11 protein-coding genes and 1 pseudogene are annotated in these 13278 nt (G+C 66.9%); 6 read left to right on the plus strand and 6 right to left on the minus strand.

Annotated features, from left to right (window positions below; translation table 11 throughout):
• Nucleotides 1-88: 88 nt before the first annotated feature.
• Nucleotides 89-1957 carry a fatty acyl-AMP ligase gene (locus CDN38_RS26460; protein ID WP_075512178.1) on the minus strand — a complete coding sequence of 623 codons (1869 nt, stop codon included), beginning with the start codon at nucleotides 1955-1957 and terminating at the stop codon, nucleotides 89-91.
• A 154-nt stretch (nucleotides 1958-2111) separates the two neighbouring features.
• Between CDN38_RS26460 and CDN38_RS26465 the strand changes: the two genes are divergently transcribed.
• The 5 genes from CDN38_RS26465 to CDN38_RS26485 all read left to right on the plus strand — a co-directional run bounded on the left by CDN38_RS26465 (nucleotide 2112) and on the right by CDN38_RS26485 (nucleotide 7611).
• Nucleotides 2112-2495, plus strand: a complete 384-nt coding sequence (locus tag CDN38_RS26465) for a hypothetical protein (protein WP_075512179.1) — start codon at nucleotides 2112-2114, stop codon at nucleotides 2493-2495.
• Between the two features lie 37 nt (nucleotides 2496-2532).
• Nucleotides 2533-3942, plus strand: a complete 1410-nt coding sequence (locus tag CDN38_RS26470) for a TIGR00366 family protein (protein WP_075511897.1) — start codon at nucleotides 2533-2535, stop codon at nucleotides 3940-3942.
• A complete protein-coding gene (locus CDN38_RS26475; protein WP_075511896.1) occupies nucleotides 3932-4846 on the plus strand; it encodes an aminoglycoside phosphotransferase family protein in 915 nt (304 codons plus the stop codon). Before CDN38_RS26470 ends, CDN38_RS26475 begins: the two co-directional genes overlap by 11 nt.
• Before the next feature lie 98 nt (nucleotides 4847-4944).
• Nucleotides 4945-5304: a hypothetical protein gene (locus tag CDN38_RS26480; protein WP_075511895.1), complete on the plus strand. Its 360-nt coding sequence runs from the start codon at nucleotides 4945-4947 to the stop codon at nucleotides 5302-5304.
• Between the two features lie 3 nt (nucleotides 5305-5307).
• Nucleotides 5308-7611 (plus strand): hypothetical protein, encoded by a 2304-nt coding sequence (locus CDN38_RS26485; RefSeq protein WP_099319274.1) that lies wholly within the window; start codon nucleotides 5308-5310, stop codon nucleotides 7609-7611.
• A 6-nt stretch (nucleotides 7612-7617) separates the two neighbouring features.
• On the opposite strand, the gene lipD is transcribed toward CDN38_RS26485, so the two are convergent.
• The 3 genes and pseudogenes from lipD to CDN38_RS26500 form a co-directional block, all read right to left on the minus strand.
• Nucleotides 7618-8889, minus strand: coding sequence for a lipase LipD (lipD, locus tag CDN38_RS26490; protein WP_075511893.1), 1272 nt, complete (start codon nucleotides 8887-8889; stop codon nucleotides 7618-7620).
• Nucleotides 8890-8965: 76 nt separating this feature from the next.
• Nucleotides 8966-10138, minus strand: coding sequence for a serine hydrolase domain-containing protein (locus CDN38_RS26495; protein WP_099319275.1), 1173 nt, complete (start codon nucleotides 10136-10138; stop codon nucleotides 8966-8968).
• Nucleotides 10139-10284: 146 nt separating this feature from the next.
• A pseudogene (locus tag CDN38_RS26500) lies at nucleotides 10285-10858 on the minus strand (1-acyl-sn-glycerol-3-phosphate acyltransferase).
• A 97-nt stretch (nucleotides 10859-10955) separates the two neighbouring features.
• On the opposite strand from CDN38_RS26500, the gene CDN38_RS26505 reads away from it, so the two are divergent.
• Nucleotides 10956-11423, plus strand: a complete 468-nt coding sequence (locus CDN38_RS26505) for an SRPBCC family protein (protein WP_075511891.1) — start codon at nucleotides 10956-10958, stop codon at nucleotides 11421-11423.
• Nucleotides 11424-11438: 15 nt separating this feature from the next.
• Here CDN38_RS26505 and CDN38_RS26510 read toward each other — a convergent pair whose 3' ends face one another.
• Nucleotides 11439-12620 carry an LLM class flavin-dependent oxidoreductase gene (locus tag CDN38_RS26510; RefSeq protein WP_075511890.1) on the minus strand — a complete coding sequence of 394 codons (1182 nt, stop codon included), beginning with the start codon at nucleotides 12618-12620 and terminating at the stop codon, nucleotides 11439-11441.
• 106 nt (nucleotides 12621-12726) lie between these two features.
• Entirely contained in the window at nucleotides 12727-13128 is a 402-nt protein-coding gene (locus CDN38_RS29765) for a hypothetical protein (RefSeq protein WP_075511889.1), read from the minus strand.
• Between the last annotated feature and the right edge of the window lie 150 nt (nucleotides 13129-13278).

The following is a 13278-nucleotide window of genomic DNA, read 5'->3' on the forward strand; positions in this document are numbered from 1 at the left end:
CACGGCCTGGCCAAATCTCATGGCTCAGAAGTGTTGCGCAACGGGGACTTTCGTGAGATGAGGCGCCAGGCCCCGACTCTAGGAGGAGTTAGTGCGCTCCCAATACTCCGCTGAGGTATTGGGCACGGCAGGCCCGGCGAGCCAGCTTGCCGCTGGTGGTACGCGGAATGGCCCCGGCGGGGAGGAAACGTACGTCGGCTGCCGAGAGCCCGTGGCGTGCGGCAACCGCGGCCCGGATCGCCTCGATCGCCGGTTGCGGATCGGCGTGGCTGGTGCCCGCCGCACGTTCGGCGATGATCACCAGCCGGGGGCTGGTGTCATCCGGATCGTCAGCATCCGGCAGCGCGTTGGCCGGCGCCGCGAAAGCCGTGACATATCCCCGCCGGACGATGGGCGATGCCGCCGCGACGGTGGCCTCGATGTCCTGCGGATAGTGGTTGTGGCCGTCGATGGTGATGAGATCGGCGATCCGTCCCGTGACGTACAGCTCACCGTCGAGGTAGACGCCCAGGTCCGAAGTCCGCAGCCAATTCCCGTCGAGCGCAGCGCCCTTCACCCGGCTGCCCTCGCTGAGCGGTGATTGCAGCCTGGCGCCAAAAGTGTGGCGCGTTTCGTCCGGTCGCCCCCAGTAGCCGCGGCCGACGTTGTCTCCCTGCAGCCAGATTTCGCCGACTTCGCCATCCGGCAATTCCGCGCCGGTGTCGGGGTTGACGATCGCGGCCCACAGGCTGCGAGCGACGTGACCGCACGACACCTGCACGACGGCGTTAGGGTGATCCGCGGCGACGGGGACCGCACGCCCGCAGCCCAATTGCTCCCGGTCGAGGTAGACCACCGTCGTTTCGGCGGTGTGGTCGATGGTCGCGACGAGCAGCGTCGCCTCGGCGATGCCGTAAGAGGGCTTGAACGCCGTCCGCGGTAGTCCATAGGGCGCGAACGCTTTGTTGAATGTCGTGATCGCCTCGATGCTGACCGGTTCGGATCCGATGATCAGCACGACGTTGCGCAGGTCGATATCCTCGCCCGCCGCGGGCAGGCCGCGCTGGGCGGTCCACTCGTAGGCGAAGTTTGGCGCCGCGGTGACGACGCGCCCGGTCCGCGACCCCGCTGCCAGCGCATGAATCCACCGCTGCGGCCGACGGACGAACGCGGTCGGCGACATCAGCGTGGAGTGCCCGCCGTATACCGCCGGGAAGCCGATCATGGACAAGCCCATGTCGTGGTAGAGCGGCAACCAGCTGACGCCGTGAGTATTGCGGTTGAGCAGGTCGATCGACAGGATCATCTGCACCAGGTTGGTGCCGACGGCGCGGTGAGTGATCTCGATGCCGACGGGCGGGCGGGTCGAGCCCGAGGTGTACTGCAGGTGGGACACGGCATCCATGTCCAGCTCGACCGCACTGAACTGCTCCCCTGCCGAATCCGGAATCTGATCGATGATGATGACGTCCGGCTTTCGCAGGTGCGGACGGCTGGCCAGAAAGCCCTCCACGGCGGCTTTCGCTGTCGCCGTCGTCAGGACGACCGTGGGCTCCGAGTCGCGAAGTGCGGTATCGAGACGTTCGGCGTGGCCGGGCAATTCCGGGGCAAATAGCGGCACCGCGATAGTTCCGGCCTTGATCGCCGCGTAGAAACCCGCAACGTAGTCGATGCCCTGCGGCGCCAGGACCGCGACCCGGTCGCCGTTGCCAGCGAACTGTTGGATCTGGGCACCGATCGCGGCCAGTCGCACCCCCAACTGCGCCCAGGTCACCTCGAGGGCCTGCCCCTCAGCGGAGCGGGTGTAGTCCAGATAGCGGTACGCGATGGAGTCACCGACATTGGCGATATTGCGTTGGATGAGCGAGATCAAGGTGGTGCCGGGCGGCAAGGCGATACTGCCGTCGGCTGCCAGGCAGTCATCGATCTCCAGCAGGCCTTCTGGAGCCCGGGAGCCCTGCGGGGAACCGTCGTTCATACGCGGCAGTCTATGCACCGGCGCACCGCTGACACGGCAAGCGGCGTGTGGCCTCGGCCACCGACCGGGTGGCTCGATGGAACTCGCCGTCGGCAACCGGTCCACTAGAGTCCGTGCGGAACCCGCTCGCCGATCGCATCAGCCAGGAGTAGCCATGGACCCCGTCGACCAGCGCGCCCGGGCCGTCGCCCGCGACGAGGCGCTGAGCCGCGTGCTGGCATATCGCGAGCGTGGCCGGTCCCGGCCGAGGGTGGTGCGCGCATCCCTGGCCGTGCTTGCCGGCGCGTTGCTCATCGCGTCCATCCCGCTGATCGCGCTGCTTCCCGAGCTGGGCATCCCGGCCCTGCTGGTCGCGTTTCGGCTGCTCGCGGTCGAAGCCGATTGGGCCGCACGCGCCTACGCGTGGACCGACTGGCGCTTCACGCAGGCGCGTGCGTGGTTGCACCGTCAGTCCGGATTTGTCAAGGCAGCCGTCATCGGCGGATTGCTGCTGGTGGCAGCCGGTCTGGTGTGGCTGGTGGTCTACGAGTTGATCTAGAGGCAGGCTTAGGCAAGGTCTAGGCAAGGGTGACCCAATGACGACGGAACAGGACCAACAGGTCAGGCGGCGCGGCTTGATGCAGCTGCTCACCACGTTGTGCGTCCGGTATGTCGAACGTCTGATGCCGGATCCGTACTTGTTCGCGGTCATCCTCACCGTCCTGGTGGTCGCGCCGGTGGCGCTGCTGGTCGACGGCGCGACGCCGGCCGGCGTGCTCAAGGCGTGGTACCGCGGCGTGTGGGGATCGCAGAACATCTTCACCTTCGCCTTCCAGATGGTGCTGATCCTGGTGACGGGCTATACGCTCGCCGAGGCGCCGATTCTGAGGCGGGCCATCATCGGGGTGGCGAGTAAGCCGACGAACCAGGTTCAGGCAGCTCTGCTGTGCTTCGGTGTCAGCGCCGTCCTTTCGTTGTTGAACTGGGGGCTCGGTCTGGTCGCGGGCGCGCTGGTTGCGCGCCAGGTTGCCAAACGGCTTGCGGGCGCCCATTTCGGTTATCTCATCGCCGCGGCGTTCATGGGTTTCATTGTCTGGACGCAGGGGCTCTCGTCGTCGATTGCGCTGGCGAACACCGATGTCGGCAGTCCCATCAACGTGATACACAAGCTGACCGGCGTGGTGGTGCCGCTGAAGTTGACGATTTTCCAGCCCTACAGCTGGCTGGCCGTGATCGTGGTGCTGGTGTTGCTCGCGCTCGCGATCCGGCGGATGGAACCGACCAAGCCCCTCGAGCCCGACCCGGAAATTTTCGAGGACGAGGGGCCCGTAGTGCCCCCGCCCGTGGGCAGCCGGACGTTCGCCGAGTGGCTGGAGAACTTGTGGATTCTCAACGTTGCCGTCTTCGCCGCCGGAATCACCTACTTCTGGCTGAGCGGATTTGCGTTGAACATCTCGTCGATGGTCATGCTGTTCACCGTCACCGGTGCGTTGCTGCACCGCACCCCGATTCGGTTCATCCGGGCGTTCTCCGGCGCGGCCAGGGTCACTGGCCCGCTGCTGCTGCAGTACCCGCTGTACGGCGGGATCGTCGGTCTGCTGGGTTATGTCCCCGCTGGATCGGGCAAACCGCTGCAGACTGTGCTTGCGGCGGCGCTGGTGACCGGTGCCGGCCAACACACCCTGCCGTTCTTGACCTTCGTCGGCTCGATCGTCATCTCGCTGTTCGTGCCCTCCGGCGGGGGGCACTGGGCCGTGCAGGGGCCCGTCGCGGTCGACTCGGCACTTGCGATCGGTCAGCATTCACCGGCCTACCTCGGGCTGATCTCGATGTCCGTCGCCGTCGGCGAAGCGGTCGCCAACATGATCCAGCCGTTTTGGCTGCTGCCGCTGCTGGCCATCGCCAAGCTCAATGTCCGCCAGGTGATGGGGTTTACCATCGTGGCCTTCCTGATCGGTACGGCGGTGTTCGGCGCTGCGCTGCTGATTGCGCCCTATGTGCTCTGACAACACACCGGGCTTCCCGCCCGACGAGATCACCGCCCGGTTGGCGCGCCGACTCGTCGACAGTCAGTTCCCGCACTGGTCGTCACTTGCCATCACTCCCGTCGCCCACCAAGGCGTCGACAACCGTACCTTCCGGCTCGGCGACGAGCTATCGATCCGGTTGCCCACCGCGGACTGGTATGCGGATCAGGTTGCCAAAGAACAGCATTGGCTACCCCAGCTGGCGCCGTGGCTGCCGTTGCCCATACCCCAACCCGTCGCGATGGGGGGACCCGCGTTTCACTATCCCTATCCCTGGTCGGTATACCGTTGGCTCGACGGCGCCACCGCGGCCGAGGCGGTCACCGACTGGGGCCCGATCGGGTGTGCGCTGGGCCACTTCCTGCGCACACTGCACCACATCGATCCCGGCGACGGCCCAGAACCCGGGCCGCACAACTTCTTTCGCGGCGCACCCGTATCGGTGTACGCCGAGGAAACCAGCACCGTCATCGACGAGCTCGGCGGTGAAATCGACGTCGCCGGCGCGCAAGCGGTGTGGGCCGCCGCCACCGGCAGCACCCGCGCCGGCGAACCGTGCTGGTTTCACGGCGATGTGGCAGCCGACAACCTGCTGACGCAGCGCGGACGCCTGACCGCGGTCATCGACTTCGGGCTCTGCGGTATCGGTGACCCGGCGTGTGACACCGCCATCGCCTGGACCCACCTCGACACGGTCAACAGGACGGCATTTCGCCGCACGCTGGGCGTCGACGCCGCAACCTGGACCCGCGGCCGCGGATGGGCGCTGTGGAAGGCGCTCATCAGCCTGCGCAGCCACCTCGAAGCCGACGACCCGCACGCCGCCGCGGTTGCCCGGGCCACCATCAACGGTGTCATCGCCGGCGACGACGCTGACCGATAACGGCGGCCGCCGGTCCGATGAGGCTGCTCGACGTTGTCTGCCAACAGTTTTGACTGTGACCCCTTGCCAAACGCCGCCGGCTGGCATAGGCCTGAACAATGACATCGAAGGAACCGCAGCAACCGAACGGCCCCGACAGCAGTGCGTTCGGCCCGGTGATCGACCGGCTCGGCCCGCGGCTGCGCGCCGAGTTCGAGCAGTTGCACAGGTCGGAGCGCACCATCCTTGCGGCGCTGGCCAAACCGGAGGTCGCCCGCCAGTTCGCCGCCGACCCGCTGGCCACCTTGGCGGCGCTGAAAATCGACGTCCCGCCGATCATCAAACAGCGGCTCAAGGCGGCGTCGCTGACCGGCGACGCCCCGGACCTGCACCGGCCCCGAGCGTTCCGGTTGCCGAACGGACAGGTGATCACCGCCAACTTCAACATCCGATTCACCGGCTCGCCGAAGGTGGGTTAAGAGATGTCGGGGGAACAGACGCACGGCTACGACCTCGTCGTCGAATTCGGCGAACAGGCTTATCAGCAGCTACTGAGCGTCGTCTTCGACACCGGCGGCTTTCTGCTGGGCACCATCCTGGGGGGCCTCGGCATCCAGCTCGACCCGGCCACGCCTTTTTCGGTGACGGTCTCCTTCGACCGGCCGGGTGGTCTGCCGCCCGGCGCGACCGACGTCGTCGACATCCATGTGCTGCTCGGCGACGCCGGCACACTCGGGGCGCTGCGCATCGTCGCCAGCGTCGACGTGGACACCAGCACCAACGGAATCGACCTGGTGCGAATCGATCTCGAACAGAAGCTGTGGCTCACCGAGATCGCGGTGGCGGGGTTCCCGATCCCCGGCCTCGACGGACTGTTCGCCGCCTTCCTGCGGAACAACGTCAAACTGATCCCGCTGGTGCCCTTCCCTGTCGACCACGCCACCAGCACCACCACCGCGATGAAGAACGCCGACGTGCACATCGTGGACGACGCCTCCCCCGCGGACAAAGACGCGTCGGCGTTCCTGGTCACGTTCGGCGGCGGCAGCCCGGGCGACAAGTCGGCGTTCACCCAGAGCTTCATCACCGCGGGCGGCAACGGGGGCATCGTCGCGTCGATGGGCTGGATCTGCCGGGTCATCAGCCCGATGATCGACAGCGCGCTGAACCTCGGCGGCGCGTTCACCAACTGCACGCTGACCCGCACCGTGCGCATCGACGAGGACAACGAGGTGGATCTGACCGGGTTGTCGATCACCGCGGGAGACGACGGCGCATTGCACGTTCAGGTCAAGATCACCAAGTCCGGCTTCTGTTATTCGGCCACCGGCACCGTCGGGGCGAAGATCACCATCGCCGTCGCCGGCGGGCAGCTCGTTGTGCAGGTTCAGGCGGACGATCCCGATGTCGACGTCGACATCCCCTGGTACTGCTGGGTGGCGGGCGCGGTGATCGGCGCACTGCTCGGGGCGCTACTTCCCTCTGTCATCTATGTGATCGTCGGCGCGGTGCTGGTCCCGCTCATCATGTACATCGCCGAAGAGGTGATCGAGGGCACCATCAACAGCGTCGCCGCACACATCACCGACGCGCTGAACCAGCTGCTGGTTCCGGTGGACATCCCCGCGGTGGGCTTCAACATCGTCTTCAGCGACGCCCGCATCGACGACGTGCAGATCGGCTGCCGGATCCGGCCCATCGACACCGCTTCCGTTCGGGCCGCCGGCACCGTCGTGGTGCCCAACGGTTCGGCGTTCGACTTCGACAGCGGCCGGGTCGGCGCGCGCGACATGCCCAGCGGCGACCTCACCGTCCTCGGCGGCCCGTTCGATCGCACGGTGCGGGCGGTGTGCGGTGCCCGCTGGGCCCGAACCGGCCTGCGCGACTTTGACGGCCTCTACCGCGCGGCCGTCTACGGCTACGCCTATGACGCGCCCAACCCGATTCCCCTCGCCGACCTGGCGACCATCGATCCCTTCGGGCTGCTGTTCGGCAACCCGTTCAAGGAATCGCTGCGCATCTACGGCGTGCGCACCAACGAAGGCAGGTGGGCGGCCGTCCAGGCCGTGGACGTGACCCCCGACCACATCCGATTCCGCTACATCACCTGGGAGAAAGCGCTGGTTTCGGTGCAGATTGTCGGTGGATTCACCTGTCCGCCAAGTATTTTCGGCACCTTCGGCGAGGTGGCCAAGCCGGGCGCGACGGTATTCGCACCCTCGCCGGCATTGCGTGTCAGCGCGGTGGGGACGCAACGTGATCCATGCAACCAGTTGCGTGCGGCGCTCGACGCCGTAGTTGTGGCTCCCCCGCCGGCCAGAGGTGCCGACACCGTGAAAGACGCCATTCGCGCGCTGCCGCTCATCGATCGGCGCATCGGCACATTCGTCGGAACGGTGGTGCGGCCGATGCGTCCGCAGGGCCGATTCGACGCCATCGCAACCGGTTTCGGCCCGGGGCTGGAGGCCAAGTGGCAACTCGACGGCACCGCACTCGGGGCGGCCAGCGGTCAAGTAGACCTGGGAGGCGGAGCGGTCGCGCACTACCGGCTCACCGGAACCAGCCTCCTGCTGACCGTGCAGGCCGCCAAGCCCGTCGAGATGCTGCTAACGGTGACCGTCGTGGACGAAGAGGCGCACGTGGCGTCGGCCGAGCGGTGTGTGCGCTACGACCCGCGATGTGTCAGCCGCGGTCGCCTGACACCGGCATGGAGCGACTACCGCACGGCCTGGACGACGAACTTCGGTGTGGTTGAGGTCCCGGTCCCGCAGCCGGTCATCGGCTGACGAGCGCTATGACGCGGGCTCTTGCTCGTCGGCCTCCCGGTAGGGCGCACCGAAATGGGGCACCTCGAGTGGACCGGCTCGTCGCGCTGCCGAGATGGCGCTGCTTAGCAGCGGCGCCAGCCCGGCGAACGATCCGACATCGAACAACATCAGGGTCAGCAGGCGGTTGTGCACGTAGCCGAACGAGCTGCCGGTGTCCGGGTCGGCCCAGCCAAGAGTTCCACCCAGACCGATGTGGCCGTATCCGGGCAGCAATCCCGGGACCGGCGACGATTGAAAGCCGTGGTGGTAGGTGAACGGAATCCCCAGGTTCAGATCTGGTGTCAGATTGGGCTTACCCCTCAATTCACTCACCAATTCCGAGGACAGCAGCCGCGTCCCATCGATGACGCCGTCGTTGGCGATTGCCCCGTACACCTTGGCCAGCGCACGCGCGGTGACCACGCCATTGACGGCGGGAAGTTCGCCGTCGAGAAACGGCATATCGCCCTGCAGCATCGACATGATCCCCGGGAAGTAGATCGAACCGAGCAGCCCGGAGAACGACAGCCCGGCGACCTTCGGCGCGACGAAGTCGAGCACCGGCGTGGGGATATTCGCCTGCGGTAATAGCGTCTGCGCCGCCGTGGTGGGCGAATCGGCCGGCGGACGGCCCAGATGCAGACCGTCGACGTCGAGCGGGAGCGCGAGCTCTTCACGGAACAGCTCACGCATCCCCTTGCCGGTCACCGCCCGGGCCAGACCGGAAAGCAGCCATCCGTAGGTCACCGCGTGATACGCCATCTTCTTGTGGGTGTGGTCCAGCGGCGCCGCGGCCAGCTTCTCCTCCATCAGCAGGTGGTCCAGCACTTCCTTCTTGCCCACCCCTTTGAGGTGTGACAACCCGGCCCGATGCCGCAGCACGTCGCTGACGGTGACTTCGGACTTGCCGTTCGCTCCGAATTCCGGCCAGTACTCGGCGACCGGCACGTCGTAGGACAGCAGCCCGCGGTCGACCAGGCGGTGGATTACCGTCGCGGCCAACCCCTTGGTCGCCGAAAACACCATGGCCCCGGTGTCGGCCGTCCACGGCACTTTGCCACGCCGATCCGACCAACCGGTCCAGACGTCCACGACCTGCACACCGTCGATGTAGACCGCCAGCGCGCCGCCGCCGAACATGCGACCGGGAAACAGCGCGTTGAACGCCCGGATGAGTCCGGCGAAACGGGAATCGCAGGCGCCTTTCACGCCGGACGGCAGGCCATTGTCGGTGGTCAAGACGGACGGTTTCGCCATAACTGAATGATTATGCCTACCGCGGGCGCGGCGCATGGGAATCACGCATCGGGTTGAAATAGTGATCGACCCGAAGCTACATCCAGAGGCGTCCGAGTGCGTCGGCCATGGTTTCGGGGTCCTGCTTTTCGGTGTTGCAGCTGACGGCCACCGAGGTCCGCCGGTCGCTGCTGATGCGGAACGCGGTGACGAATCCCGCCCAGCTGCCGCTGTGTTCGAGCGTGCCGTCGGCGCGCGAAAAGATTCCTGCGCCGTAGCGGTCGCCGCCGCCGGGTTCGGTTTCCACCGCTCCGGCCAGCTGCTCGTCGAGCAGTTTGGGGCCACCCACCGTGCCGGTTCGGTAGTTGTCCGCCCATCGCACGAGTTGGCTGGGCGTGGTCTGGATGGCCCCGTCGCCGATCTGTTCCCATGGCGAGTCCAGCACCCGGAATAGGGAACCGGTGTCGCCCTTGTCATACGACACCGCCTTGTCGGGAATCTTGCCGACCGGATCGACCACCATGGCCAGCCCGAGCGGTTGGAAGATCTCGGTGCTCAGGAATTCCGGCAGCGGATCGCCCGACACCCGCCGGACGATCTCACCCAGCAGCAGGTAGTTGGAGTTGGAGTACTCGAAGTGGGCGCCCGGGCGAAACCCCAGCTCCGGCGCCGCTGCCAACGCTTGCAGCGCTTGCGCCTGGGTGGTCCGGTCGGTTGATTGATATCCCTGTTCTTCGAGCAGCCCGATGTAGTCGGGTACGCCGCTGGTTTGGTGCATCAGTTCGGCCACCGTGACGGTGGCGGCCCAATCCGGCAGGTCGGGAACGTACTGGGCCAGCGGGTCGCCCAGGGCCAGCCGTCCCGCATTGACCAGCAACAGGATCGCGGTAGCGGTGAACTGCTTGGACACCGACCCGATGTCGAAAACGGTGTCGGCGGTGATCTTGGTACCGGTGGCCAGGTCCGCGATACCCCGAACTCCCGTCCAGACCACCTTCCCCTCCACGCCCGCCGCAGCCGAGCAACCCGGCTCCTCGGCGTTGACGGCGCCGTCCAACACGGCCTGGCTGCGAACCTTGGCGGCCGAGTTGGCGGCGCTGGTCGCGGTGGTGGTGGTCGAAGGGCTGACGGCGGTGTGCTGACCACCGCAGCCGCCGAGCAGCAACGCGACCGCCAACAGCGGCCCCCACCGGTGTCGCTTGCCGGCACGCCCTGCCTGCTTGTGGGCGGACTCTACCGGAATCGCGGGGTGCGACGGGGACAGCGACATCTCAGCGGGACCGTTCGTCAAGCCGGGCCACTCACATCCCCTTCGTCATCGCCGTCACGGACTCGCCGCGTCCGACCGGTCGGGCCTGCGAACGGATTAAATTAATCCGCTGGAAACCATCGAAATCGGTTCGGCTGCTCGGGCTTTCAAACGTCTGAACGGAAGAGCCGGCGCACCAGGGATCGGTTCGGGTCGGCTTCGCGCTCGGCGAGCAACGATGCCCTCCTCGATCGCGGCGGCCGCACGCCCGCGCACCTTACGGGCGGCGTTGTCGTCGGCTTCGTGTCCGGCGAACTCGGTGGTGTCGATCGGCTCGCTTGTTGACCTCACGGGCGCCGCCGGGAAACACCATGACCAGTTCGCCGCGACGCATCAGTTCCGAGGCAATTTCGCGGGTGCCCATCCGCGTCAGCATGTCGCGCCACCCCGGGACCTTGAAGTGGGCGTGGTCGCCGAGGGATGGGACCAATCTGCCGCGCCCCCAGAGCTCGGCGGCCAGCAACGGCGCGTCGACCAAGCCGAGCGTGTTGCGGTTACCCACCAGCAACGCGCGTTCGGTCGGCACATTCTCGGTGCCATAGACCTGGGCTTGATCAGTATTCGCAGCGGCTTCATCAGTAGCGCCGCGTCGACTTCGGCTTGGGACAGCGCGGCTGGAACTGAGACAGTTTCGGCGTTCGGCACACCGTGAGTATGCCCCGGCGCGGCTGCCCACGGCATTGTTTTCGCGGCCCTGCCACCGCCCGCGGCCGCTCCGCACGCGGGGTCGCGGTAGGGTACCGGTCAGCCAGGTCAGTTGTCGGGGCGGGAGTCGGGTATGCCGGGACGGAAGTTCTCGTTCGAAGTCACCAAGTCCAGTAGCGCGCCGGCTGCGACACTGTTCCGGCTCGTGACCGACGGTGGTCGATGGTCGGAGTGGGCCAAACCCATCGTCCTGCAATCGAGTTGGGCGCGCCAAGGTGATCCGGCGCCCGGCGGCATCGGAGCCGTCCGCAAGGTCGGCATGTGGCCGATGCTGGTGCAGGAGGAGACCGTCGAGTACGAGCAGGATCGCCGTCACGCCTACCGGCTGATCGCGCCCAGGACACCGGCCGAGGACTACCACGCAGAGGTCGTCCTCACGCCGAATGCGTCGGGCGGCACCGATATCCGCTGGAGCGGCTCGTTCACCGAGGGTGTCCGCGGAACCGGACCGGCGATGCGGGCGGCGCTGGGTGGCGCGGTCAAGTTCTTCGCGGGCCGGCTGGTGAAGGCGGCCGAACGCGAGTCCGGCACCGCACCATAGCGTTTCCGGCCCGGCTCAACGGCTTTCGGGTCGTGCGGTCGAACTGACCTCGTCTTGATACCTCTTGGTCATGTGCTCGATTGCCTGTAGCTGGGCGCGTGCGAGGTTTTCGCGCACTTCGCCGGCCCGCGCTGCGGCGTCGAGGGTCGGTTGCGCCTGCCCCTGGAAATGCGGCATCACCTCGGCGGCGAACAGTTCGGCAGAGCGTCTGGTCGCCGCCGGGTTGGCCCACTCATGACCCATTTGCAGCATGCAGCCGAATCCGCCGGACTGTTCCCACAGCCGCTGCACCTGCGCGCGCGCCCGCTCGGGCGTGCCGATCACGCCGGCTCCGTTCTCGTTGATCATGTCGATCATCTCGTCGAGCCGATCTCCCGACATGGTCATCTGCGGGAAGGCGGCGACCTTCTGGAAATACCGGAACCAGGGCTCGATACCGAATTTCACGTCGGCACGGGCCTGCTCGTCGGTCTCGGCGAGGTGGAACGGACCTACCAGCGTCCAGTCCTTGCGGTCCACCCGGGTGCCGAACGCTGCGGCGCGTTCCTCGACGATGCCCCAGTGATAGGACAGCGCGTTGAAACCCTCGATGGTCAGCGTCGCACCGATGGACAACAGCCCGATGCCGTGCTTGCCGGCCAACCGTGCGCCGGTCGGCGACGCGACCGCGGCGACCGCCAGCGGGATGCCGCCCTCGGAATACGGCGCGAGCTGCAACTTGGCGTCGAAGAGTTGGTGCGTGGCGGTCTTGGCGGTCACGGTCTCCCCCGCCAGCAGCCGGACGACGATGTCGAGGTTGGTTTCCAGAAGCTCCCGGGTGTCGGTGGGCGTCAACCCGATCATGGATGAATCCGTGGGCAGCGAGCCCGGACCCATACCACCGATCACCCGGCCATGGGTGAGGTGATCCAGCAGCATCAACCGGTCGGCAACCCATAGCGGGTTGTGGTAGGCGAGTGAGATGACCCCGGTGCCGAGCCGGATCCGTTTGGTTCGTTCTGCGGCAGCGGCAATGAAGATTTCCGGCGAGCTGATGATCTCGCTGCCGGCCGAGTGATGCTCGCCGATCCATGCTTCATCGAAGCCGAGGGCATCGAGATGTTCGACGAATGCCAGGTCGCGTTGCAAGGCCAGCGTCGGGTTGGTACCCGCGCGGTGGAACGGGGCAATGAAATATCCGAACCTGAGCTTGGCCATGTTGGTGCTCCCTTGCGATCCGTCTGAGGCGAACCTTAACCGTTGCCGACCGGTCTTAAATTTAGGTGTGTCTCAGGCCGCGACGGGAGTCAACGACGGCGCGCGATCACGGATAGCCGCCGCAGATGTTGCCGACGCAGCCGCCTCCGCCACCCGGTCCGCCGCCGCCTCCGCCGACACCGGGAATGGTGCCGCCACCGCCGCCGGGTCCACCGCCGCCGGTGGGACCGCCCGGGATGTTGCCGCCACCGCCGCCCGGTCCGCCGCTGCCGGTGGGCCCGCCCGGGACACCCCCGCCACCGCCGCCGGGTCCGCCACTACCGGACGGACCACCCGGTGCCGGTGACGTTTCGGACGGCGGCATGCTGGACGGGGCCGTCGTTGTCGTCGTTGTCGACGGCGTCGTGCTGCTGCTCGGCCCTTTGTTGCCGCCGCCACAGGCCACGGCCATGACCAGCATGGCTCCCCCGCCCAAAACCGCGAACGCTGTCCTGGCTTCAGTTCTCATCAGAACCCCACTTTCAATTTCAGGCGCATGCGCCGCATACCCCTGGATGTGCTGATGCAAACGGCGGGGTTGGTCCCATGGGAAGCTGATGACAACCGCGGAGGCCGCAGCCGGCTGCCGTCGGCTGATCAAATTCGATGCGCTACGCAA

Source organism: Mycobacterium ostraviense, assembly GCF_002705925.1.
GTDB lineage: Bacteria > Actinomycetota > Actinomycetes > Mycobacteriales > Mycobacteriaceae > Mycobacterium > Mycobacterium ostraviense.

Bases quoted from the DNA above. Each gene is read 5' to 3' on its own strand.
- CDN38_RS26505 (WP_075511891.1), top strand. From the start codon at position 10,956: ATGCCGGGACGGAAGTTCTCGTTCGAAGTCACCAAGTCCAGTAGCGCG.
- CDN38_RS26465 (WP_075512179.1), top strand. From the start codon at position 2,112: ATGGACCCCGTCGACCAGCGCGCCCGGGCCGTCGCCCGCGACGAGGCG.
- CDN38_RS26480 (WP_075511895.1), top strand. From the start codon at position 4,945: ATGACATCGAAGGAACCGCAGCAACCGAACGGCCCCGACAGCAGTGCG.
- CDN38_RS26485 (WP_099319274.1), top strand. From the start codon at position 5,308: ATGTCGGGGGAACAGACGCACGGCTACGACCTCGTCGTCGAATTCGGC.
- CDN38_RS26470 (WP_075511897.1), top strand. From the start codon at position 2,533: ATGACGACGGAACAGGACCAACAGGTCAGGCGGCGCGGCTTGATGCAG.
- CDN38_RS26495 (WP_099319275.1), bottom strand. From the start codon at position 10,138: ATGTCGCTGTCCCCGTCGCACCCCGCGATTCCGGTAGAGTCCGCCCAC.
- lipD (WP_075511893.1), bottom strand. From the start codon at position 8,889: ATGGCGAAACCGTCCGTCTTGACCACCGACAATGGCCTGCCGTCCGGC.
- CDN38_RS29765 (WP_075511889.1), bottom strand. From the start codon at position 13,128: ATGAGAACTGAAGCCAGGACAGCGTTCGCGGTTTTGGGCGGGGGAGCC.
- CDN38_RS26510 (WP_075511890.1), bottom strand. From the start codon at position 12,620: ATGGCCAAGCTCAGGTTCGGATATTTCATTGCCCCGTTCCACCGCGCG.
- CDN38_RS26460 (WP_075512178.1), bottom strand. From the start codon at position 1,957: ATGAACGACGGTTCCCCGCAGGGCTCCCGGGCTCCAGAAGGCCTGCTG.
- CDN38_RS26475 (WP_075511896.1), top strand. From the start codon at position 3,932: ATGTGCTCTGACAACACACCGGGCTTCCCGCCCGACGAGATCACCGCC.